The 22,171-nt window shown below is 45.8% G+C and carries 16 protein-coding genes; 10 read left to right on the top strand and 6 right to left on the bottom strand.

Features of this window, described 5'->3' with window-relative positions:
• Positions 1 to 264 precede the first annotated feature (264 nt).
• Complete coding sequence (locus tag QZW47_RS15880) at positions 265 to 1,578, top strand: hypothetical protein (RefSeq protein ID WP_293128451.1); 1,314 nt, start codon at positions 265 to 267, stop codon at positions 1,576 to 1,578.
• A gap of 431 nt (positions 1,579 to 2,009) precedes the next feature.
• Here QZW47_RS15880 and QZW47_RS15875 read toward each other — a convergent pair whose 3' ends face one another.
• A complete protein-coding gene (locus QZW47_RS15875) occupies positions 2,010 to 2,276 on the bottom strand; it encodes a hypothetical protein (protein WP_293128450.1) in 267 nt (88 codons plus the stop codon).
• Between the two features lie 179 nt (positions 2,277 to 2,455).
• The gene (locus QZW47_RS15870) at positions 2,456 to 3,631 is read right to left on the bottom strand and encodes a SpoIID/LytB domain-containing protein (protein ID WP_293128449.1); all 1,176 of its coding nucleotides are present in this window, start codon (positions 3,629 to 3,631) and stop codon (positions 2,456 to 2,458) included.
• Positions 3,632 to 3,900: 269 nt separating this feature from the next.
• On the opposite strand from QZW47_RS15870, the gene QZW47_RS15865 reads away from it, so the two are divergent.
• The 5 genes from QZW47_RS15865 to secA all read left to right on the top strand — a co-directional run bounded on the left by QZW47_RS15865 (position 3,901) and on the right by secA (position 9,248).
• Complete coding sequence (locus tag QZW47_RS15865; protein ID WP_293128448.1) at positions 3,901 to 4,839, top strand: ribonuclease Z; 939 nt, start codon at positions 3,901 to 3,903, stop codon at positions 4,837 to 4,839.
• A gap of 183 nt (positions 4,840 to 5,022) precedes the next feature.
• Positions 5,023 to 5,241: a hypothetical protein gene (locus QZW47_RS15860; protein ID WP_293128446.1), complete on the top strand. Its 219-nt coding sequence runs from the start codon at positions 5,023 to 5,025 to the stop codon at positions 5,239 to 5,241.
• Complete coding sequence (locus tag QZW47_RS15855) at positions 5,234 to 5,659, top strand: retroviral-like aspartic protease (RefSeq protein ID WP_293128444.1); 426 nt, start codon at positions 5,234 to 5,236, stop codon at positions 5,657 to 5,659. The genes QZW47_RS15860 and QZW47_RS15855 overlap by 8 nt, the downstream gene beginning before the upstream one ends.
• A gap of 99 nt (positions 5,660 to 5,758) precedes the next feature.
• Positions 5,759 to 6,058: a hypothetical protein gene (locus QZW47_RS15850; protein ID WP_293128443.1), complete on the top strand. Its 300-nt coding sequence runs from the start codon at positions 5,759 to 5,761 to the stop codon at positions 6,056 to 6,058.
• A gap of 373 nt (positions 6,059 to 6,431) precedes the next feature.
• Entirely contained in the window at positions 6,432 to 9,248 is a 2,817-nt protein-coding gene (gene secA, locus QZW47_RS15845) for a preprotein translocase subunit SecA (protein ID WP_293128441.1), read from the top strand.
• Between the two features lie 499 nt (positions 9,249 to 9,747).
• Here the strand turns inward: secA and QZW47_RS15840 are convergent, their stop codons facing one another.
• Together QZW47_RS15840 and QZW47_RS15835 are read right to left on the bottom strand one after the other, a co-directional pair.
• On the bottom strand, positions 9,748 to 10,041 hold the full coding sequence (locus QZW47_RS15840) for a DUF3288 family protein (RefSeq protein ID WP_293128439.1): 294 nt from the start codon (positions 10,039 to 10,041) through the stop codon (positions 9,748 to 9,750).
• Between the two features lie 146 nt (positions 10,042 to 10,187).
• On the bottom strand, positions 10,188 to 10,739 hold the full coding sequence (locus tag QZW47_RS15835; RefSeq protein WP_293128437.1) for a tetratricopeptide repeat protein: 552 nt from the start codon (positions 10,737 to 10,739) through the stop codon (positions 10,188 to 10,190).
• A 271-nt stretch (positions 10,740 to 11,010) separates the two neighbouring features.
• Between QZW47_RS15835 and QZW47_RS15830 the strand changes: the two genes are divergently transcribed.
• Together QZW47_RS15830 and QZW47_RS15825 are read left to right on the top strand one after the other, a co-directional pair.
• Complete coding sequence (locus tag QZW47_RS15830) at positions 11,011 to 11,166, top strand: SDR family NAD(P)-dependent oxidoreductase (protein ID WP_293128435.1); 156 nt, start codon at positions 11,011 to 11,013, stop codon at positions 11,164 to 11,166.
• Positions 11,159 to 11,752 carry an SDR family oxidoreductase gene (locus tag QZW47_RS15825; protein WP_293128433.1) on the top strand — a complete coding sequence of 198 codons (594 nt, stop codon included), beginning with the start codon at positions 11,159 to 11,161 and terminating at the stop codon, positions 11,750 to 11,752. The genes QZW47_RS15830 and QZW47_RS15825 overlap by 8 nt, the downstream gene beginning before the upstream one ends.
• Positions 11,753 to 12,126: 374 nt before the next feature.
• On the opposite strand, the gene QZW47_RS15820 is transcribed toward QZW47_RS15825, so the two are convergent.
• A complete protein-coding gene (locus tag QZW47_RS15820) occupies positions 12,127 to 14,166 on the bottom strand; it encodes a serine/threonine-protein kinase (protein WP_293128431.1) in 2,040 nt (679 codons plus the stop codon).
• Positions 14,167 to 14,402: 236 nt separating this feature from the next.
• Positions 14,403 to 14,639, bottom strand: a complete 237-nt coding sequence (locus QZW47_RS15815; protein WP_293128429.1) for a hypothetical protein — start codon at positions 14,637 to 14,639, stop codon at positions 14,403 to 14,405.
• A gap of 79 nt (positions 14,640 to 14,718) precedes the next feature.
• On the opposite strand from QZW47_RS15815, the gene msrP reads away from it, so the two are divergent.
• Positions 14,719 to 15,702, top strand: a complete 984-nt coding sequence (gene msrP / locus QZW47_RS15810) for a protein-methionine-sulfoxide reductase catalytic subunit MsrP (protein WP_293128427.1) — start codon at positions 14,719 to 14,721, stop codon at positions 15,700 to 15,702.
• A gap of 176 nt (positions 15,703 to 15,878) precedes the next feature.
• Positions 15,879 to 22,022: an AAA family ATPase gene (locus QZW47_RS15805; protein ID WP_293128425.1), complete on the top strand. Its 6,144-nt coding sequence runs from the start codon at positions 15,879 to 15,881 to the stop codon at positions 22,020 to 22,022.
• Positions 22,023 to 22,171 lie beyond the last annotated feature (149 nt).

Here is a 22,171-nt window from a genome sequence, read left to right as displayed (position 1 = left end):
CGGCAAACCTGTAAACACGCGCTTGCCAGGTAAAACTCGTGTAAGTCTCATCTATTTTAAAGAACTATTGCCAGACTTGCAAAAAAAACCACATTTCTTTAACCTATTTGCCGTGCTCTGCGGGCGATCGGGCAAGACATAGCAAGATTTCGCCCCAAAGTCAAGGGTGCCAGCAAAAAGTTTTATAAACTAGGCAGTCAAAACGGGATCGAATGCCCGCAATATATAATAAAAAAAACGGGTAATTTTTAGAGAGAGAAACCTATGGCTCCGAATCCCACCATTATGCAAGCAGTCGAACAACTTGGCTACCGCGTTACGGTTGGAGACGTGGCGGCAAAAGCAGGATTAGATATCAATTTTGCCCAGCGAGAATTGTTAACCCTCGCCTCCGAAGCAGGCGGCAACCTGCAAGTAGCAGAATCCGGCGACATTGCCTACCTATTTCCCAACAACTTTCGAGATATTTTGCGAAACAAATTCTGGCGCTTGCAGTTGCAGGAATGGTGGCAAAAAATCTGGAAAATTCTATTTTACTTGATTCGGATATCTTTTGGCCTACTGCTGGTAGCTTCCATCCTCTTAATTGTTGTCTCTATCACGCTTTTAATCTCCAGCATGAACAGCGACAATAACGGGGGAGGCGGCGACAGCGGGGGAGGCGGTGGAGGTGACGGAGGCGGTGGCTTTTTCTTTTTTCCCTACTTCTGGAATGACTTAATCTGGATATTTTACTGGAATCATGACGAACCTTCCTACCAGCGATCGCGCGTCAGCGGCCAAAAACCCGAGATGAGTTTTCTCGAAGCAGTTTTCTCCTTTATATTTGGAGACGGGAATCCTAATAAAAATCTAGAAGAGCGCAAGTGGAGCAATATTGCCGCCGCAATTCGCAATAACCGAGGCGCCGTCGCCGCCGAACAAATTGCGCCCTATCTCGACAATCTGGGGCAGGGATACGCCAGAGAATACGAAGAATATATGCTACCAGCCCTCGCGCGCTTTGACGGGCTCCCCGAAGTCAGTCCCGAAGGGCAAATAATCTACCATTTTCCGCAACTGCAAACCACGGCTATCCTACAAAATCCCGAACCAGTAACAGCTTATTTGCGAGAAATGCTGTGGCGTTTCAGCCAAGCTAGCTCCGGCCAAGTCATGCTCGCAGCAGGGTTAGGAGCCGTCAATCTTGTCGGTGCGTTAGTTTTGGGGAATCTATTGACTAAAAGTGCGATCGCCAGTGGATTTATCGGCTTCGTCAGCGGTATTTATCCAATGCTACTGATTTACGGCGTCGGATTTCTGACAATTCCCCTAATTCGCTACTTCTGGATTCAGTGGAAAAATAGCCAGATAGAAGCTCGAAATCAAGAGCGGCAGCAGCGAGCCATGTTATTAAACCAACCCGATGCCAACTTGCAGCAAAAATTAGCCTACGCCCGGGAATTTGCCGCCGAAAACGTTCTGACGGGAGAAGACCTAGCTTATACCACAGAAACCGAATTAACGCAACAAGAACTAGAACAATCAGCAAAAATAGATGCTGAGTGGCAGCGGCGAATTGGGCGATCGGACAACTAATAATAGATGACAAAAAACAGGTGTCTGTGGTTAAGCTAGGTTAAGCGGAAATCTGGCACTATTTTCAAGAACAGACTTTCTGGCCAGTTTCACAAATAAATATATTAATTCTTGTGGAATGGGCTTCTAGCCCCTGCCCGTTCCCCAAGCAAACAAATATATTGATTCTTGTGGAACGGGCTTCTAGCCCGTCCCCGTTTTCCAAGCAAAAAAATATATTGATTCTTGTGGAATGGGCTTCTAGCCCGTTCCAGTTCCCCAAGCAAATATATTGATTCTTGTGGAATGGGCTTCTAGCCCGTTCCAGTTCCACAAATATATTGATTCTTGTGGAATGGGCTTCTAGCCCGTTCCAGTTCCCCAAGCAAATATATTGATTCTTGTGGAATGGGCTTCGGCTTCTAGCCCGTTACGGAGAATGATGCGAAAAGTCAATTTTTATGTGTCTGAGACTCTTTCGTATTCCGAGTTTTTTTAACAACCTTAGGGCGTTTAAAAATCAAACAATTTTGGTCATACTTCGAGTCATGGCGCAGAGCCACAAGTTCCCACCCTTCATCCCCCAACTGATTTACAAATAGATGTAGCGAGCCTTGTTTCCAATCTCGCAGTTCCTCACCATTGACATATAAACTAATTAGCTTATTTCCAAAAGGATACATATTCGCATCCACAAATAGATAATCCCACTTTTGCATAGCAATCCTTAATTTAATTAGTCATTAGTAGTCAGTTGACAGTTGGCTGTTGACAGTTGGCTGTTGGCAGTGGACAGTTGGTTAGTTATTAGTTATTAGTTATTACTTGTTATTGGTTATTTGTTATTTCTTACCAATGCCCAATGCCCAATGCCCAATGCCCAATGCCCCATTACCAATTACTGCACAGCAATTCTAGCCAAGGCAGCACCCCGGTAATAGTGCAACAAAATCTGCTGGTAGCCGTATCCCTGCCTAGCCAAATTGTAAGCCCCCCACTGACTCATCCCCACAGCGTGACCGAAACCTTTGCCAGCAACTTGAAAACCCGTAGGAGGCTTCCCGCTATTTTGGCCACTAAAAATCCCGCCGTACTGAGGAATCACAGTAAAGCGGGTACTCCTCAAATTTAGAACCCGACGCAAATCCGCGCCAGTCATCACCCTAGAACCGCCATCTCCGACCACTTTCATCGACAAAACGCTGCCGTAAGCGGTGGTGCGTTCTGGCTTCATCGAGATGACATTCCCCACGCCAGAAATCTTGCTACTCATTTGAGCGCGGGAAAAATTTTCTTTCCACTGGTAAACCGGCGCGCCTTGGTCAAAATCAGGAACAGCCCGCAAATAAGGCAGGGGCTCCGTCCAAACATCCTCGACATTTTCTGTATGTCCGCCAGACGCCGAGTGGAAAACGGCTAAAATAATCTGACCGTTGTAAGTCAGAACTTGACCGGCAGTGGCATCGACTGCGGCATAAGTGCCAGAAGATTCTGTTTGCAGTCCTTTGTACACCTGCGAAGACTGAGTGTCGTCCACATCGTAAAGGTCGGTGTCGCTTTTGAGGCGCTTGTGGAGAGCGTAGGAACGGGCGGCGACTGCTTGGGCTTTCAAAGCCTCTTGAGGCCAATTGCCACTCATTTCGGCACCGAGAACGCTGTAGAGATATTGTTCGATATCGACGTAGTTGACGGCAGTCAAGGCTCCTTTGTCGGGAACTAGAAGCGTGCGTCCCCGATACCATCGATCGCCAATCCAAACATAACCGTTTCCGGTCGGCTCGATCCAAATTTGATTGGCAGCCCAGGCGCCAATTGCCACGGTACCCGATCGAAATTGAGCCGACTGAGAACTATTTGCCGGCAGTTCGCCCAAATTGCGCCCGCTACCGTCGCGGATTGCAGCCTTAGTAGAACTACCGACTTTGATCTGACTTGTCCCGTCTTGTACCGCAACTCGCAAAATCAGCGCGGCCTGTGCTGGGGCTACCATTACCAGCCACAACAACAGCGACATCCAAAAGTAGCGTTTTTTTAATATCGAAACAAGGGAACCAAAGAATACTCCTGACTGCATTTGAAAAATTTCCTCCTGTGCTATATGAGTTTGAGAATTTTTAAGGGGAAGGTTCAATTCGGGAAAAAGGAAGCGGAACGGCAGAAAGAAAACGTTAGAATTGGGTTTGGCACTTGGTGCGCCAATGGCAATGATTGGAGCGACTAGACGATCGCAGGAACAGCGATTTATCCCGGTTCCTGCCTGCGACTATTTCCTTTATGTCGGATTGGCCGCACTCTGGATATATGTAACATATTTTTTAAGATTTAATTGAGGTGATTTGAGTCTTGCAGATTACATTTCTCGGAACTAGCTCCGGAGTCCCCACGCGATCGCGCAACGTTTCCAGCATCGCCCTGCGCTTGCCCCAGCGAGCGGAACTCTGGCTGTTTGACTGCGGCGAAGGAACCCAGCACCAATTCCTCCGTAGCGAGCTCAAAGTCAGCCAACTGAGCCGCATTTTCATCACTCACCTGCACGGCGACCACATTTTCGGGTTAATGGGTTTGCTGGCTAGCTGCGGTTTGGCGGGGAATGTCAAGCGCATCGATCTTTATGGGCCTCCGGGACTTGAAGAATATTTGCAAGCTGGCGTTCGCTATTCTCAAACTCATTTTTCTTACCCGGTGAAAGTCCACAAAAGTCACGAAGGAGTTGTCTATGAAGATGACGAATATATTGTTAGTTGTGCTCCTTTGAAACACCGAGTTACTGCTTTTGGTTATCGTGTCACCGAGAAAGATCGTCCGGGACATTTTGATGTCGAAAAAGCGAAGGCAGTCGGTATTCCTTCCGGGCCAGTTTACGGTCAATTAAAACAAGGAAAGACGGTAAAATTATCTGACGGGCGAGAGTTTAAAGGTAGTGATTTTTGCGGCCCGGATCAAGTCGGGCGCAAGTTTGTGTATTGCACTGACACGGTTTTCTGTGACGGGGCGGTGGCATTGGCGAAGGATGCCGATTTGTTGGTGCACGAAGCGACTTTTGCCCATCAAGATGCTCAAATGGCATTCGATCGCCTGCATTCAACCTCGACAATGGCGGCTCAAGTTGCTTTCCTAGCCGGAGCCAAGCAGTTAATTATGACGCATTTTAGCCCGCGTTATGCTCCGGGAAATGCGATCGTCCTAGATGATTTGCTCAAGGAAGCCCAGGCCATTTTTCCGAATACGAAAATGGCTTATGACTTTTTGACTTACGAAGTGCCCAGGCCTGTTGAAGAGTAGGGTTAATCTCACATCTTACACCATTCTCAATAACAGGCTCTCCGGCCTGTTCCACAATCAAATTCATTCTTTGTGGAACAGGCCGGAGAGCCTGTTCAGGAATTAGAGATTGACACTACTGTTTTGGAGTGGTTTAAATCTCAAGGTCGTGGTAAAATCAAAAAAACAATTCAATAGCGTTTTATGTCAAATCTTAAATTATTAACCCAACTTCAGCAATTGTCCCGTACTGATAAATTTCAGATCATGCTGTTTTTAATAGCAGAATTGGCGAAAGAAGAAGGAATTGTCATGGGCAACGAATCTGCTGAAATCATGTATTCCGTGCATACTTCTAATAGTGCAGCAGAGCAATTAATGCAGTTACTAGAAACAGAACAAAAACAAACTCAAAATGTTTAATGGTAGGCGATATTCTTTTCAAGCTAAACGAGATGAGTCAGGTGTTTTAGCTGATGTTCCGTATCTGCCTTTAACACTAACTTATCAAAATCGTTCTGTTGAGGTTATGGGTTTACTGGATACAGGAGCTAGCGTAAATGTTTTGCCCTATAATGTTGGGGTGCAATTAGGGGCAATTTGGGAAGAGCAAAGATTTTCTGTTACTTTAGCGGGAAATTTAGCGAGTGCTGAAACGAAAGGGTTATTAGTCTTGGCAAAAGTAGGGGACTTTGATCCAGTTCAGTTAGTTTTTGCCTGGACTAGGGTGAATAATATTCCCATTCTTTTAGGGCGAACTAATTTTTTTACTGAGTTTGATGTTTGTTTTTATGGATCACAATTAGCGTTTGAAGTGTCTCCTAAATTTAAGAATAGTTGAAATTATCAATCTTTTAAAATCCTGCGTTGCAGCCCGGTATATAAACTGGAAAATACTAATTTTTTTGATATTGACAGGACATAAAATATGCAGTAAATTATGAAATATGTAATTATCATAATAGTTAGAAAAATGGAAGAAAACGATTTGCTCGCTGGAATCGCTGCACTTGGTGGTTGTTCGTCATTGGCGGGTTCAATTACAATTGCCACCGTACCTATAGCCACTACTGCAACAGTGCCGGCTGCTGGTGTCGCAGGTTGGTTGGGCTTGACAACGACAGCCACAACTATTGTTGCTGCTCCAGTGACTCTCCCAATTGCAGGAATTGTGGCAGCAGGGGCACTTTTAACCTACGGAGGTTATAAAGCTTATAAGTTCGTCAATAAAAATCAGTAACCGTTTTGTTGACTACAGGACTTACGCATCTATGGTCTGTCATTCCGATCCCGACCCGGAGTTTACTTGCAGAACGGAGTGAAGGATTCTGCAAGTAAACTCCGGGTCGGGATCTCGCTCGATTCTTCGCAGTCCTGAGCCTTGCGAAGGATCAGAACGACATAATTACAGAAGTCACTTTTTCAATCCCAAATCCCAAATCCCAAATCCCAAATCCCAAATCCCAAATCCCAAATCGCCCCCAACGACCGCAGCGACGGCCTAGGACTGCCAATGATTGCTACAATCGGGAAAGGTAAACGCTGTGGCTAACACTACAGCCCATAACCCTGAAAGCTAATAGCTAAATTATTAAAAATCTGCCTCTCCTGCCATGTTTAAAAATCTGCTAGGCGACCCCAACGCGCGCAAACTGAGAAAATTTCAGCCTTGGGTAGCTGATATCAATATTTTGGAAGAAGACTTCCGCACCCTCTCAGACGACGCCCTCAGAGGCAAAACAGCGGAATTTAAAGAACGTCTGGCCAAAGCCAAATCTCTTAACGAAGAGAAAGAGATCCTAGACGAAATCTTGCCGGAAGCTTTTGCAGTGGTGCGGGAAGCGGGACAGCGAGTTTTAGGAATGCGCCACTTTGATGTCCAACTCCTCGGCGGCATCATCCTGCACAAAGGCCAAATTGCCGAAATGAAAACCGGTGAAGGCAAAACTCTGGTAGCGACGCTGCCGGCTTACCTCAACGCCCTCAACGGTAAAGGCGTGCACATCATCACCGTCAACGATTATCTCGCACGGCGGGACGCGGAATGGATGGGACAGGTGCACCGCTTCCTGGGCTTGACTGTGGGACTGATCCAGCAGGGCATGGATCAGGTGGAACGCAAGAAAAATTATAGCTGCGACATTACCTACACGACTAACAGCGAAGTGGGATTTGACTACCTGCGCGACAACATGGCTACTGTCATGGAAGATGTAGTGCAGCGTCCTTTTAATTTCTGCGTAATTGACGAGGTTGACTCGGTGCTGATCGATGAAGCTCGGACGCCTCTGATTATTTCCGGTCAGGTGGAACGCCCCAGCGAGAAGTACATCCGGGCTGCTGAGGTGGCGGCTGCTCTGATCAAGGAAAATGAGGAACATTACGAGGTTGACGAAAAGGCGCGGAATGTGCTGTTAACCGATGAAGGGTTTGGCGAAGCTGAGAATTTGTTGGGCGTTACGGATTTGTACGATCCGGCTGACCCTTGGGCGCATTACATTTTTAATGCGATTAAGGCGAAGGAATTGTTTATTAAGGATATTAACTACATCGTCAATCTCGATCGCGAAGTGGTGATTGTCGATGAATTTACAGGGCGGGTGATGCCGGGACGGCGCTGGAGTGACGGTTTGCACCAGGCGATCGAAGCGAAGGAACACGCAGAAATTCAGCCGGAAACTCAAACGCTGGCGACGATTACCTATCAGAATTTCTTTTTGCTGTATCCGAAACTGTCGGGGATGACTGGGACGGCGAAGACTGAAGAAACCGAGTTTGAGAAGATTTACAGTCTGGAAGTAACGCTAATTCCGACTAACCGGATTCCTAGCCGTGGCGACCTTTCGGATATGGTTTACAAGGCAGAGGCCGGCAAGTGGAAGGCGATCGCCCAAGAATGTGCGGAAATGCACGAAATCGGTAGACCAGTGCTGGTGGGTACTACGAGCGTGGAAAAATCCGAATTGCTGTCGCGGCTGCTTCAGGAACTCAAGATTCCTCACAATTTGCTGAATGCGAAACCGGAAAATGTCGAGCGGGAGTCGGAAATTATTGCTCAAGCCGGACGCAAAGGCGCTGTGACGATCGCCACCAACATGGCGGGACGCGGTACAGACATCATTTTGGGCGGTAATTCTGAGTACATGGGACGCCTGAAGTTGCGCGAGTATTTGATGCCGCGGATCGTGCGCCCCGATGATGAGGAAGGGTTTACGCTGGTGCAAGCCCCCGGTATGGGCGGCCGCCCCGCAGCTCAAGGTTTTGGTCAAACTGCGAAAAAAACTAAGTCTTGGAAAGCTTCGGCGCAGATTTTCCCCACGGAACTATCGAAAAATGCCAAACAAATGCTCGTGGAGGCGGTGGAATTGGCGGTGAAAGAGTACGGGGAGCGATCGCTCACTGAATTAGCAGCCGATGACATCGTGGCTGTAGCCTCGGAAAAAGCGCCGACCAAAGACATCGTAATTCAAAAATTGCGGGAAGCTTACAACCGCACTCGCGGCGAGTACGATGCTTTTACCAGCACCGAACACGATGAAGTTGTGGAGTTGGGAGGCTTGCACGTTATCGGTACCGAACGCCACGAATCGCGCCGGATTGACAATCAGTTGCGGGGCCGGGCGGGACGCCAAGGAGACCCGGGTTCTACGCGGTTTTTCTTGAGTTTGGAAGACAATTTGCTCAGGATTTTTGGCGGCGAACGAGTAGCTGGTTTGATGAAGGCTTTCGGTGTTGAGGAAGATATGCCGATCGAATCTGGAATGCTAACTCGTTCCCTCGAAGGCGCTCAGAAAAAAGTCGAAACCTACTATTACGACATCCGTAAACAGGTATTTGAATACGACGAAGTGATGAACAATCAGCGTCGAGCAATCTATGCCGAACGCCGCCGAGTCTTGGAAGGTTTGGACTCGAAGGAACAGGTAATTAAATATGCCGAACAAACGATGGACGACATCGTGGGAGCATACATCAATCCCGATTTACCTTCGGAAGAATGGGAACTCGACAAACTCGTCAGCAAGGTAAAGGAATTTGTTTATCTGCTGGCTGATATGACACCCGATCAATTAGAGGATTTGTCAGTTGAAGAAACTAAAACTTTCCTCCACGAACAAGTCCGCAACGCTTACGACATGAAAGAAGCCGAAGTTAATGCCATCCGTGCCGATTTAATGCGGGATGCTGAGCGGTTCTTTATCTTGCAGCAAATTGATACTTTGTGGCGCGAACACTTGCAGCAAATGGATGCTTTGCGCGAGTCTGTGGGATTGCGCGGTTACGGACAAAAAGACCCGCTGATCGAGTACAAAACTGAAGGTTACGAGCTGTTTTTGGACATGATGACGGATATTCGCCGCAATGTTGTTTATTCGCTGTTCCAGTTCCAGCCGCAGCCTGCAATGCCTGTTTCGGCTGAGATGGTTTAGAGGGAATTTGTTGGGACACAACTTTCGTTGTGTCCCGATGATTTGGCGCCAGTGCGATGTGGGTTCGATCGTTCGGACTTTAGTCCTTCTTGAATGCGGACTAAAGTCCTCACTACAAACCAATTTGACTGTATTAAGCCCAGTCTTCGTTGTGTCCTGATGATTTGGCGCCAGTGCGATGTGGGTTCGATCGTTCGGACTTTAGTCCTTCTTGAATGCGGACTAAAGTCCTCACTACAAACCAATTTGACTGTATTAAGCCCAGTCTTCGTTGTGTCCTGATGATTTGGCGCCAGTGCGATGTGGGTTCGATCGTTCGGACTTTAGTCCTTCTTGAATGCGGACTAAAGTCCTCACTACAAACCAATTTGACTGTATTAAGCCCAGTCTTCGTTGTGTCCTGATGATTTGGCGCCAGTGCGATGTGGGTTCGATCGTTCGGACTTTAGTCCTTCTTGAATGCGGACTAAAGTCCTCACTACAAACCAATTTGACTGTATTAAGCCCAGTCTTCTTGGTCACTTTTTTGCAGCCGATAAACTTCACCTGTAGCGTGAATTTTACGGGTTTGTTCATAAAGAGTTTCTTCGGTATAATTCCATTGTTGCAGGGCTTTTTTTAAGTCTGCTTGGATATCTCTAGCGCCGGGAAATCCTCGGTAGCGAATGATTAATCTTGCTAATTCTGATAAATTGCGATCGGTTGGTTCTTTTCCTAATAAACTATCGACGGTGGCTCGATCGCGTTTGTATTGCGGGTGCTGTTGGTCTTGATTTTTTTGTGCTAAATCCATGTTTTTGTTCCTGTAAATACGCTTAATTTTTGTTTGAAAAATCTGCTTTTATAATTTTCATAGTGAATCAAACAAATGTTTTTTTAACCGCAGAGGGCGCAGAGGACACAGAGGAGGAGGAGAAAAGAGAGGGTTTGGTTGTTAATTTATTTGTTGTCAATTTTTCCTAAGTCTGGCTCTAAGTTCAAAGCTTTTTGTTGATAAATTAAACCTTCATTAATTCGCCCTTGCTGTTCTAATACTTTGCCTAAGTTCCAGTAGGCTGCTGCTAAGTCGGGCTGCATAGAAATAGCTTTTTGGTAGTAGGTTATGGCTTCGTCTAACAAGCTTTGTTTGTAACACATACTGCCTAGGTTAACATAGGCGGCGACTAATTTTGGGTCGCATTCGATCGCCTTTGAGTAGGCGCGCATTGCTGCGTCTGTCTTCCCTTGGGCTTGCAAAATATTCCCGAGGGTTTTGTAGGCGGGGGCGAAATTGGGTTGCTGGCGCAGTGTTTGGTAGCACTCGGCGATCGCCTCTACATATTTCTGTTGCGTATAATAAATTTCTGCTATCTTGCTGCGTGCAACAGCCGCATCCGGTTTGAGTGCTAGTATTTTTTGGTATTGGGCGATCGCCTCATCAAATTTTCCTGATTGGTGGAGGTTCTCGCCCTCTGACAAATACTGCTCTGTTAACTCGGAATTTACGGTCATAGATTTTTAGTTTAACAGCCGACTCTACTTTACCACAGATGTTGGTTAGCAAGTACAATGCTTACAGATACTTTGATTGAGATTTTAAATTTGTTGCTGTACCGGAATCAGAAATTACGTCGGGAGGTTAGAAACCGGGTTTCTACGAGTTTTGAGTTGAGTTGCGAGAAATCGCGCCAGAAACCGGGTTTCTGAGGTCTATGTGTACCGGAGGAAAAAAATAGTATGATTATTTTGAAGCAGCATCAATCTTAATTGCGGAGCAAATTTGATGGCATCACTAGCAGGAAAAGTGGCAATTGTGACTGGTGCTTCGCGGGGAATTGGACGCGCGATCGCTCTGAGATTATCCCAAGAAGGCGCATCGGTTGTCGTCAACTACGCCTTCTTGAGCAGAAGCTGCTCAAGATGTGGTGTCAGTGATTGAAGCAGCAGGCGGCACAGCATTAGCCGTGCAAGCCGATGTCAGCAAAACCGCAGAAATTTGCAATTTGTTCGATCGCACTCTCGAAACCTACGCAAAAGTCGATATTTTAGTCAATAATGCGGGAGTAAGTGTTTACAAATCTGTGGCGGAAGTTACCGAAGCTGAGTTTGATAATCTGTTTGCCATTAACGTCAAAGGCACATTTTTTGCTTGTCAAGAAGCTGCTAAACGTATGTCAGATGGAGGCAGAATAGTCAACTTTTCCAGTTCTATAACTGCTATGCTGCTGCCAAAATACGGGGCTTACATGGCGACAAAAGGCGCGGTGGAACAGCTAACTCGATCGTTGACTAAGGAATTGGGCGATCGGCAAATTACAGTCAATGTCATTTCTCCGGGCCCCACGGATACAGAACTTTTCACTGTCGGCAAAACTCCCGAACAAATCCAAAGTTTTACGCAAATGACTGCTTTGGGAAGACTCGGAAAAGTTGACGATATCGCTGATGTGACAGCATTTTTGTGCAGCGAACAAGCCCGCTGGATTACCGGACAAAATATCCGCGTTAACGGCGGTATTGCGTAAACAGATACCTGATACCAATTTTATAAAGATTTGCTAGAGATGAACTCTTAGCCCCCCCTTAGTAAGGGGGGGTTGGGGGGGTGATTGTATAACACTACTTTAGAAAAATGGTATGAGATCGTGTCCCGTCAATTACTCGTAATAAAAACGGTTTGATCGTTCGGACTTTAGTCCTATAATGGATGCGGACTAAAGTCCGAACGATCAAACCCATTTTATTATGGTTGTTCTCTTCGGAGAACATGATATTAGTCCGCTGGGAGTGGACGAAAGTTTGTTTGGCGTGCGATTTCAATCGCCAAATCCCCACCAGAATCTTTGATTTGGTTGGGGATTGTTGAAACTCATGTCGCCCGGACAGTCAATCGCCCCAATTAAGGAGACACTTGCCACACCTTAATCGTGTCATCATAACTGCCGCTGATTAGGGTTTTGTCCTGAGGATTAAAAGCTAATTCCACCCAAGTCGAATGACCTTTGAGCGTGCCCTGTTCCCCGCCATCCATCGCCCACAGCTTGATAGTTCCGCTCAAATCGCCACTGGCTAGCGTCGCGCCGTCTGGACTGAAAGCTAGAGACTGAATTCGATCGCCATGACCGGGAAAAGTCACCTCGCCCGACGGTTCTGGCCCGTGATCCGTGGTGATATCCCAAATCCTGACCGTATTGTCCCAGCCGCCGCTGCCCAAAATTGTACCGTCGGGGCTGATGGTAAGAGCGGAAACAGCATCGACATGACCTGTGAGAGTGGCTTGGTATGCCCCTGTTTTCCAATTCCACATCTTGATCGTACCGTCGCCGTTGCCGGTAAACAAAGTGTCTTTATAGGCACTGAAAGCCACCGAATGCACTTCGTCTGTTATTCCTTTGAGTGTTTGCAACTCGGCGCCGCCTTCGACTTGCCACAGCTTCAAAGTATTGTCTTTGCCTACACTGCCGAGGGCTTGGCCGTCGGGACTGAACACCACCGAGAACACGCCGTCTTTGTGTCCGTTCAATGTCCGAATTAACTGGCCAGAATAGAAATTCCACAGTTTAATCGTACCGTCAGCGCCACCGCTGGCGATCGTCCTGCCGTCGGGACTGACTGCTACCGACCACACGGGCCCCAAATGTGCCCGCAAAACCTTGAGCACTTTGCCGTGACGCTTGTGCAGCAGGTGAATTGTGCCGTCGTCATTGCCGCTGACTATGACGCGGCCGTTGGGAGTGACTGCTACGGCCCACACTGGGTTTTTTTCTTGCTCGACCAGAGTCCGCACCGCAGGCCGTGACAGCGATGGCTCGCTGCTGAAGTTCTGCATGGGGGGCGGATCGAACCGAATGTCTGGAATGGTAGAAACAGGCTCGCTGGAAGTGAAAGCCTCCGATACCGGAGAGGGTAAGCGAGAACCCAGCAGTATTGAAATCAAGGCAACTACGGCAGAACCCCACACCGCCAAAGTCCACTTGGGTTTGCTGAGAATTACTTCTACTGGTGTCGGGCCGTATTTCATGTCTGTGAGAATTGCCTCGATCGATCGATAGCGTTTTGATGGTTCTCGATCGACCATTTGATCCAGGATGCGGCCGAGTCTCGCCGAAACCGGTACTTTCAAATAATGCCTCCAGGCCCAACTGTCGGCTTTGATGTCAAACAAATCAAAGGGCGACATTCCCGTTAACAAGTGAATGCAAGTCACGCCCAAACTGTAGATGTCGCTGCTCTTAGTTGCTTGACCTTTAATTTGTTCTGGGGCCGCGTATTCGGCAGAACCCGTCACTGTTTCTGTTTTGAGCGGCCCGCTGTTGGCCCCAATTGCTGCGCCGAAATCGACTAAAACGAGTCCGGATTCCTCTTCCCAAGAATAAAGATGCTCTTTCCCGGCTATTGCTGCTGAGGTTTGGGAAGATTTGCGGTGAATAATATTCGACGGTTTGATATCTCGGTGAATCAGTTGATTTTCGTGCACAAATTGCAGCACGGGCAACAATTCGCTCAGCAGGAACCAAATGTGAATTTCTTTAAAAGCACCTTTTTCTGAAAGCCGATCGGCTAAATTACGCCCTTCGATGTATTCTTGCACTAAATACTGGCAGCCTTCAACTTCAAAAGATGCCAGCAGTTTCGGTATTTGCGGATGTTTGCCCAACTTGTCGAGAACACAGGCCGAGCCTCTCCACGTCCGGTTGATCTCTTTTTGACCGTCGGCGACTGACGGCACGGGCCCGCAGAACTGTTGAATGACGCAGCGAGGTTGCGCTGGTTGGTCTTCATCGGCTGCTAGGAAGGTGCGGCAAGCGATACTTTCACCGAGGGTGTGAAAGACTCGGTAGCGCTCTTTTAGCAGCAAGTTTGAGTCGCAACTCGTGCAGACTGTCGCGCGATCGAGATTTTGGGGATTCTGGCAATTGGGATTGATACAGTAACTCATTTGTCTTGCCGCTGGAGACCCCCGTCCGACTTAAAGAAAGGAGTGGGGGAGGAAAGCGGGGCGGTGCGTGCCGCTTCCTGTGGACAAATTAAATAATTTGAATCTTTGCTTTATGATAATTGTTTCACAGATTTTAGCCACAATTGTTTCAGTCGATCGCGCCTAAATTCTTGCTGACACCTCTTTCCTCAAATAATACAACTGTAGAAAAAATCACAACCCCCCGAGCGCGTCAGTCATCCCCAATCCCCAATCCCTAATCTCCAATCTAAAATCTCAAATTGTAGGATTTTTCTGCGATCGAGATTTGGTAGGTCGATCGCCCGGGTGCTGTGAGATTGCTGTGCGCCCGCGGCTGTGACGGAATTAGAGTATACTGTGATTGCAAATACAGTAATTGCGATCGCCGATGACAACTGGCGCGATCGAGAGGCGTTGCCAAATATCCGGAATCTTTCGTTCTCTGGAATCAATCTCAACTGTCAAATCGATTGCAACATTGAAATTTGTGCAGTTGTCGCCCAACTAACTACTAACTTTTAACTATTACTTATGCCGTTAATTCGCGTTCCCAAACCTTGGGAAATTCTCGACTCGCAAATTACTTCAGAAACAGCTTTTATGAACCGCCGCCGCTTCATGAGCAATTTAATCGGCGCCGGCGTGACTGCTTCGGTGCTGCCGCTAACCGGCTGTCAAAGCAATAATGGCTCAAAAACAGCTTTGGATAAAGGTTCAACCCCAGCATACGCCGGATTGACGCGGAATCCAAACTTCGCAAAAGTCGATCGGGAAATTACCGACCAAGCTTTATCTACAAAATATAACAACTTTTACGAATACGGCGGCACCAAATCTATTTGGCAAGCCGCCCAAGCTTTACCAACCGAAAACTGGAAAGTAGAAGTAGCAGGTTTAGTAAAAAATCCCCGCACCTACGATATTGACGATCTCCAGAAAAAATTCCCCATCGAAGAACGAGTTTATCGATTTCGCTGCGTAGAAGCGTGGGCGATGGTAGTTCCTTGGGTCGGATTTCCCATGAAATTACTCATGGCTGATGTCGAACCAAAATCGAACGCTAAATTTGTGCGCTTCACCTCGTTTTACGACTCCAAAATCACTCCCGGCCCCGGTTTGATGTCGCAATTTTATCCTTGGCCTTACACCGAAGGTATGCGAATCGAGGAAATGGCTAACGATTTAGCATTTTTTGCCACAGGTTTGTACGGGCGGCAGCTACCCAAGCAAAATGGTGCCCCCCTGCGGCAGGTGATTCCGTGGAAATACGGTTTTAAGGGCGCAAAGTCGATCGTTAAAATTGAATTTGTCGAAAAACAACCAGCCACTTTTTGGAATACAATCGGCCCCAACGAATACGCTTTTGAAGCCAATGTCGAACCCGACAAACCCCACCCCAGATGGTCACAAGCCAGCGAACGAGTAGTCGGCCCGGGTAACAGTTGGTCGTGGGAAACTCGCCCGACTTTGCCCTACAACGGTTACGGCGAATATGTAGCTAGTCTTTACAGCTAAGACCGCAGTTGAAACTAGGTTGAGACAAACAAAGCCCGGATGGTGCGCGGTGTAAAGAAAATAACATAATTTGAATTTAACCCGCTCTTCTAGGGTTTTGTCTGTAGAGACGCCGTTTCAACCGCCCGGTCTTATTCTAAGTTAATTTCCAGTTCGCAAAAAAGGGAAACTATGCAATGCTTGAAATCCCCGGCATTCAAATATTAAATCAAATATACGAAAATTCTATTTCAAGAGTTTACAGAGCTATTACAGAAAAAGATCGACAGCCAATCATTCTCAAACTGCTCAACGAAGACTATCCAACTCCCGCCGAAATAGTCCGCTACAGACAGGAATACAAAATCCTTCAAACCATCAACCTCCCAGGAGTCATCAAAGCCTGCGATTTACAAAAATATCGCAACACACTCGTTCTAATATTAGAAGATTTTGGCGGTTCCTCATTGAAACAAATGCAGGAACAGCAAAGCTTTAGTCTGTCTGAATTCCTCAACATCGCCATTCAAACTGCCGCAATTTTAGGACAAATTCACGCAGCAAATATCATCCACAAAGATATCAACCCCGGCAACATTATTTTCAACCAAACAACCGGAAAAATCCAAATCATCGACTTCGGTATTTCCACGCTACTAACCCGCGAAACTCCCACCCTAAAAAATCCGCATATTTTAGAAGGAACTTTAGCTTATATTTCACCGGAACAAACCGGGAGAATGAACCGTTCTCTAGATTACCGTACAGATTTCTATTCTCTGGGTATTACTTTTTACGAACTGCTAACCAACCAGTTACCTTTTGACAGCAAAGATGTAATGGAATTGGTACACTCTCACATTGCCAAACAGCCATTACCAATCGAGCAAATCAAACCAGAAATTCCAGCCGCAGTTTCATCAATAGTTATGAAACTGTTACAAAAAAATGCCGAAAACCGCTACCAAAGTGCTTGGGGAATTCAAGCAGACTTAGATAAATGTCTCCGTCAATTGCAAACAACAGGAACTATTTTAGAGTTTCCTTTAGGTGAAGAAGATATTTCCGAGGGATTTCAAATCCCTCAAAAACTTTACGGGCGGGCGGCGCAAGTCGAGGCTTTGCTATCCGCATTCGAGCGAGTTGCGAACCCAGAACATAATTTTTCGGGAACCGAAATGATGTTAGTAACTGGTTATTCTGGCATCGGCAAATCATCGCTTGTACAAGAAATTTACAAACCAATTACTGAAAAACGCGGCTATTTTATTTCCGGCAAATTCGATCAATTTCAGCGCGACATTCCCTATTCAGCAATTATTAGTGCTTTCTCGGGATTGGTGCGGCAATTGCTAACAGAAAGCGCAGAAACACTCGCAGGGTGGCGCACCAAACTTTTAACTGCATTGGGTGCCAACTGTCAAGTAATTATTGATGTAATTCCCGTAGTAGAATTGATTGTTGGCAAACAGCCACAGGTAGCCGAATTGAGATCGAATGAAGCGCAAATTCGTTTTTATTTTGTATTTGAAAAATTTATTCGCGTGTTTTGTTCGCCGGAACATCCTTTGGTGATTTTTCTGGACGATTTGCAGTGGGTAGATGCGGCAACGCTCAATTTAATTCGATTGATGGTGGCGGATACAGACACGCAATATTTATTGATAATTGGTGCTTATCGAAATAATGAAGTCAGTGCCGATCATCCTTTAATGATTACTGTACGCGAGCTGCAACAAGAAAAAGCGACAATTAATTTTCTTCATTTGGATAACTTGGGTCAGGAAGATATTAGCAACTTGATGGTTGACACTCTACACAATGATGCAGAGTCTGTGCAATTTTTAGCAGAATTAGTTTTACAAAAAACTAACGGCAATCCTTTTTTTGTAAATCAGTTTATGAAAACTTTGCATTCAGAAAATCTGATAACTTTTCACTTTCCGGAGTCTTCCGACACACGCATGAAGGGAGGCAACAGCCGAAAAAACAAAGGTGAGAGAGGGTTTTGGCAGTGGAATATTGCTCAAATCCAAGCAACAGATATCACTGATAATGTCGTGGATTTAATGGTAAATAAGTTAAAAAGATTGCCGGAAGCTACACAAAATATTTTGCGTTTAGCAGCTTGTGTCGGGGCATATTTTGACTTGACTACTTTGTCTAAAATATGTGCTAATTCGCCGACTTCTGTTTTTGATGATTTGAGTCCGGCGCTGCAAGCTGGTTTGATTTTTCCGGTGTCAGAGTTGGATGTTGAACTGTTGTTTGAAGACTACAAATTTTTGCACGATCGCGTCCAACAAGCTGCTTATGCTTTGATTGACGAAGAGCAGAAAAAAGCGGTTCATTTGCAAATCGGTCGCTTGTTATTAGATAATACCGACGGTGGGGAATTGTCGGAGGACCTTTTTGAAATTGTCGATCAGCTCAATCTGGCGGTAGAGGTGAAAGAAGGGGAGTTTTCCCGAGAGATCGATCGCACGGAAAGAGATAAAATTGCTAAACTCAATCTTTTAGCTGGTAAAAAAGCCAAAGCTGCTACGGCTTACGTGGCTGCTGTCAATTATTTATCTTCTGGGATCGAACTTTTGGCTGCGGATAGCTGGGAAACTCAATACAGTTTGACGAGACAGTTATATCTCGAAGGTGCGGAATTAAATTATCTGCTAGGCAATTTCGAGCGATCGCAATTTTTGATAAATTTGGCACTGCCGCAGTCGCAATCGGCGGTGGAAAAAGCGGAGTTGTTCGATCGCCTAATTACGCTGCATACGATGTTGGGCGAATACGAACAAGCCATTGAATTTGGGCGTCAGGGCTTGAGTTTGTTGGGGGTTGATTTGCCTCAAAAGAAGCTGCTGCAAGCGCGCAAAGCCGAACTTGCTGCCGCAGAAGCTCAATTAGGCGATCGCCCCATTGCTGCTTTGCTGCACGTGCCGGAAATGACGGTGCCCGAAAAAATAACCGCGATGAAACTTCTCGATAAAATTATTCCCGCGAGTTTGTTTTCTGATCCGATACTTTACCAAATAGTTGTTACCAAATCTGTCAATCTTTCTTTGAAATACGGCCCGGTGGCGGAATCATCTTACAGCTATGCTTGCTACGGCTTGGTTTTGTCGGCTGCGATGGCTGATTGTCGATCGGGCTACGAGTTTGGGATGTTAGCTCTCAATTTGAGCGATCGCTTCCACGATTTGACGCAAAAATGCAAGGCATCGCAGATGCTTGTCGCTCATTTCAATCACTGGCTACAGCCTTTGAAACTGTCGGATTCGATTAGCAGTAATGGCTATCAAGCGGGCATAGACTCGGGCGAATTACAATTTGCAGGTTACATTCAGCTTTATAACATGATGTATTCTATCGTGCAGGGAAAAAATCTGGCATCTCTGCGTGTTGAAGTCTGGAATTTCCTGCTATTTAATTTTAAAACTAACAATCAAATCGCTACAGATTATTTACTAGGCTGTCAGCTAGCACTGTTTAATTTACTGGGAGAAACTTCGGATTGTGAGGTTTTTGGTAATGGCGAAATTAGTGAAGGGCAATATTTAGAGCAGTGTTACAATCGCGGCAGTTTTTTGGCGATTTGCGGCTATCAAGTTTTGAAATGCCAGGTTTTGTATTTGTACGGAGAGTATGCAGCAGCTCTCAGTTATGCTGTGGAAGCTGAGAAAAAATTGGGTTTGGCGATCGGCACAATTATTGTAGCCGAGCATAATTTTTATTACTCGCTAAGTTTAACTGCGCTTTACCCGCAAGCTTCCCAGGGCGATCGCCAAAAATACCTCAGAAAGCTCAAATCCAACCAAAAACAGATGAAAATCTGGGCTGATAGCTGTCCAGACAACTTTGAGCATAAATACTTATTGGTGGCTGCCGAGATGGCGCGGATTGGGGGTAAGGAGATGGAGGCGATCGATTTGTACGATCGAGCGATCGCTTCAGCCAGAGACGGCGAGTTTATCCAAAACGAAGCCTTAGCCGCAGAATTAGCAGCCAATTTTTGGCTGAACAAAGGTAAAGCAGAATTTGCCCAAATTTACCTCAAAAAAGCGCACTACAATTATCTAATCTGGGGCGCAAAACGCAAACTACAAAAGCTAGAAACAACTTACCCCGAATTATTAATAAAATCCGCCCCAGACACTCAATTTTCTAATGCCAGAACACTAACTGTAGCCAGCAAATTAAACACCCGCGGTGTAGGAAGTTCAGCTTTAGATTTAGCTGCGGTAGTGAAAGCCAGCCAAGCCATTTCTGGAGAAATTGTCCTGGATAAGTTGCTGGCGGCTTTGATGAAAATACTCATCGAAAATGCCGGAGCACAACGAGGCTATTTAATTTGGCATTCCCACTGTGAGTCGGGCGACAATTCCGGGGAATTGCGGATCGAAGCTGCTGGTGCGATCGATTCCGACAACATTCCGGTATTGCAGTCAATCCCTATAGATAATAACCTACCTGTATCGATCGTCAATTATGTCGAGCGCACAGGAGAAACAGTAGTTTTAAATAAAGCATTTGCCAGCAAAAATTTTAATACTGACCCCTATATCAAACAGAATCAAAGTAAATCAATATTGTGCGCCCCCCTGCTGAACCAAGGTCAACTTATCGGCATAATTTATTTAGAAAACAACCTGATCGCAGGAGCATTTACATCAGACAGAGTGGAACTGCTAAAAGTCTTATCTGCCTCAGCAGCCATCTCGATTGAAAATGCTAGACTTTATAATAATTTAGCCGAGTCCAACCGCACCTTAGAAACAAAAGTAGAACAACGCACCTCCGAACTCGCTTTTGCCAAGAAAAAAGCCGAAGTAGCCAACGAAGCTAAGAGCAGCTTTTTAGCCAACATGAGTCACGAATTGCGATCGCCCCTCAACGCCATCCTCGGTTTTTCTCAAATCATGCTCCGCAGCCACAATCTGCCCAAGGAACATCAAGAAAATGTCGGAATTATTATTCGTAGTGGCGACCATTTGCTAACTTTAATTAACCAAGTATTAGATTTATCTAAACTTGAAGCAGGCCGCACTCATCTTAACTATAAAAATTTTGATTTTTATCAATTTATAGACGATATCGAAGATATGTTTCATATCAAAGCTGACGATAAACAACTGCAATTAGTAGTAGAATACAGCCCAGATGTTCCCAGATACGTGCGCGCTGACGAGGTGAAATTGCGACAAGTTTTAATAAATTTACTCAACAATGCTCTCAAATTTACTCAAACAGGAGGAGTTTCATTAAAAGTTAATCTCAAACCAGAACTAAGCAGGCTAAAAGAATCGGAAAATTTTCAGCTTCCGGACAATTCGCACAATTTAAATCTTCCTCCAAATCCCAGTCTTGAAAATTCAAAAATCAGCCCGCTTGAAAATATTAGCGATTTAGATTCTGCATCTTCGTGCTTCCTGATTTTTGAAATTTCCGACACTGGCCTCGGTATCGCCACCGATGAATTAGATATTCTTTTTGAAGCTTTTGTGCAAACTCAAACAGGCAAAAACTCGCAAGAAGGAACTGGTTTGGGACTGCCAATCAGCCGCAATTTTGTAGAGTTAATGGGGGGAAAAATGACTGTCACTTCAGCAGTTGGGATTGGTACACAATTTTTATTTAACACTTTAGTTGGTGTCATTTCATCCAGGGAAATAGAAGGTAAAAAGGCTGCCGTACAAGTGATTTCTCTTGCACGGAATCAACCCCTCTATCGAATTTTGATAGTTGATGACAAACCCAGCAATAATTTGCTGCTTTTCAAACTGCTTTCTCCCCTCGGTTTTGAACTTAAAGAAGCCTGTAACGGTCAAGAAGCGGTTGAAATTTGGAATACTTGGGAACCGCATTTAATTTTGATGGATATGAGAATGCCAGTCATGGACGGGTACGAAGCCACTAAACAAATTAAAGGCACTGTTAAAGGTCAAGCTACTGCCATTATCGCGGTGACAGCCAGTGTTTTAGAAGAAGAAAGAGCGGTGGTTTCTTCAGCAGGCTGCGATGACTTTATCCGCAAACCGTTTCGGGAAGCAGAATTATTTGAGGCCCTGCACAAACATATAGGCGTGAAGTTTATTTATGACGAACCTGCTAGCAATAATGATTTAACTAAACTCGATATCCAATCGGCTTTGAGTGCCTCGGTTTTAGCCAAGTTGCCACGTGAATTGTTGGCTGCCTTATTGGAAGCTTCCAGCCTCTGTGACATGAATCAAATTGACATTTGCATAGAACAAATCCGCGCAGTCGATAGAGTGGCGGCTGAGGCTTTTGCTTTTTTGGCAAATGATTTTGATTATGCTCAGATAGTTTCTTTAGTTTAAAAATTGTAGGTTCGTAGTGAGGACTTTAGTCCGCATCAAAGAAAAAAGTGAAGTCCTCACTACAGGTTCGTAGTGAGGACTTTAGTCCGCATCAAAGAAAAAACTGAAGTCCTCACTACAGGTTCGTAGTGAGGACTTTAGTCCGCATC

Source organism: Microcoleus sp. bin38.metabat.b11b12b14.051 (assembly GCF_013299165.1).
In the GTDB taxonomy this organism is placed as follows: domain Bacteria; phylum Cyanobacteriota; class Cyanobacteriia; order Cyanobacteriales; family Microcoleaceae; genus Microcoleus.
This window is presented reverse-complemented; position numbering and strand designations above follow the sequence as displayed.

Excerpts from the sequence above, each read along its gene's own strand:
- QZW47_RS15880 (WP_293128451.1), top strand. The coding sequence starts at position 265 with ATGGCTCCGAATCCCACCATTATGCAAGCAGTCGAACAACTTGGCTAC.
- QZW47_RS15875 (WP_293128450.1), bottom strand. The coding sequence starts at position 2,276 with ATGCAAAAGTGGGATTATCTATTTGTGGATGCGAATATGTATCCTTTT.
- QZW47_RS15870 (WP_293128449.1), bottom strand. The coding sequence starts at position 3,631 with ATGCAGTCAGGAGTATTCTTTGGTTCCCTTGTTTCGATATTAAAAAAA.
- QZW47_RS15860 (WP_293128446.1), top strand. The coding sequence starts at position 5,023 with ATGTCAAATCTTAAATTATTAACCCAACTTCAGCAATTGTCCCGTACT.
- QZW47_RS15855 (WP_293128444.1), top strand. The coding sequence starts at position 5,234 with ATGTTTAATGGTAGGCGATATTCTTTTCAAGCTAAACGAGATGAGTCA.
- QZW47_RS15850 (WP_293128443.1), top strand. The coding sequence starts at position 5,759 with ATGAAATATGTAATTATCATAATAGTTAGAAAAATGGAAGAAAACGAT.
- secA (WP_293128441.1), top strand. The coding sequence starts at position 6,432 with ATGTTTAAAAATCTGCTAGGCGACCCCAACGCGCGCAAACTGAGAAAA.
- QZW47_RS15840 (WP_293128439.1), bottom strand. The coding sequence starts at position 10,041 with ATGGATTTAGCACAAAAAAATCAAGACCAACAGCACCCGCAATACAAA.
- QZW47_RS15835 (WP_293128437.1), bottom strand. The coding sequence starts at position 10,739 with ATGACCGTAAATTCCGAGTTAACAGAGCAGTATTTGTCAGAGGGCGAG.
- QZW47_RS15830 (WP_293128435.1), top strand. The coding sequence starts at position 11,011 with ATGGCATCACTAGCAGGAAAAGTGGCAATTGTGACTGGTGCTTCGCGG.
- QZW47_RS15820 (WP_293128431.1), bottom strand. The coding sequence starts at position 14,166 with ATGAGTTACTGTATCAATCCCAATTGCCAGAATCCCCAAAATCTCGAT.
- msrP (WP_293128427.1), top strand. The coding sequence starts at position 14,719 with ATGCCGTTAATTCGCGTTCCCAAACCTTGGGAAATTCTCGACTCGCAA.
- QZW47_RS15805 (WP_293128425.1), top strand. The coding sequence starts at position 15,879 with ATGCTTGAAATCCCCGGCATTCAAATATTAAATCAAATATACGAAAAT.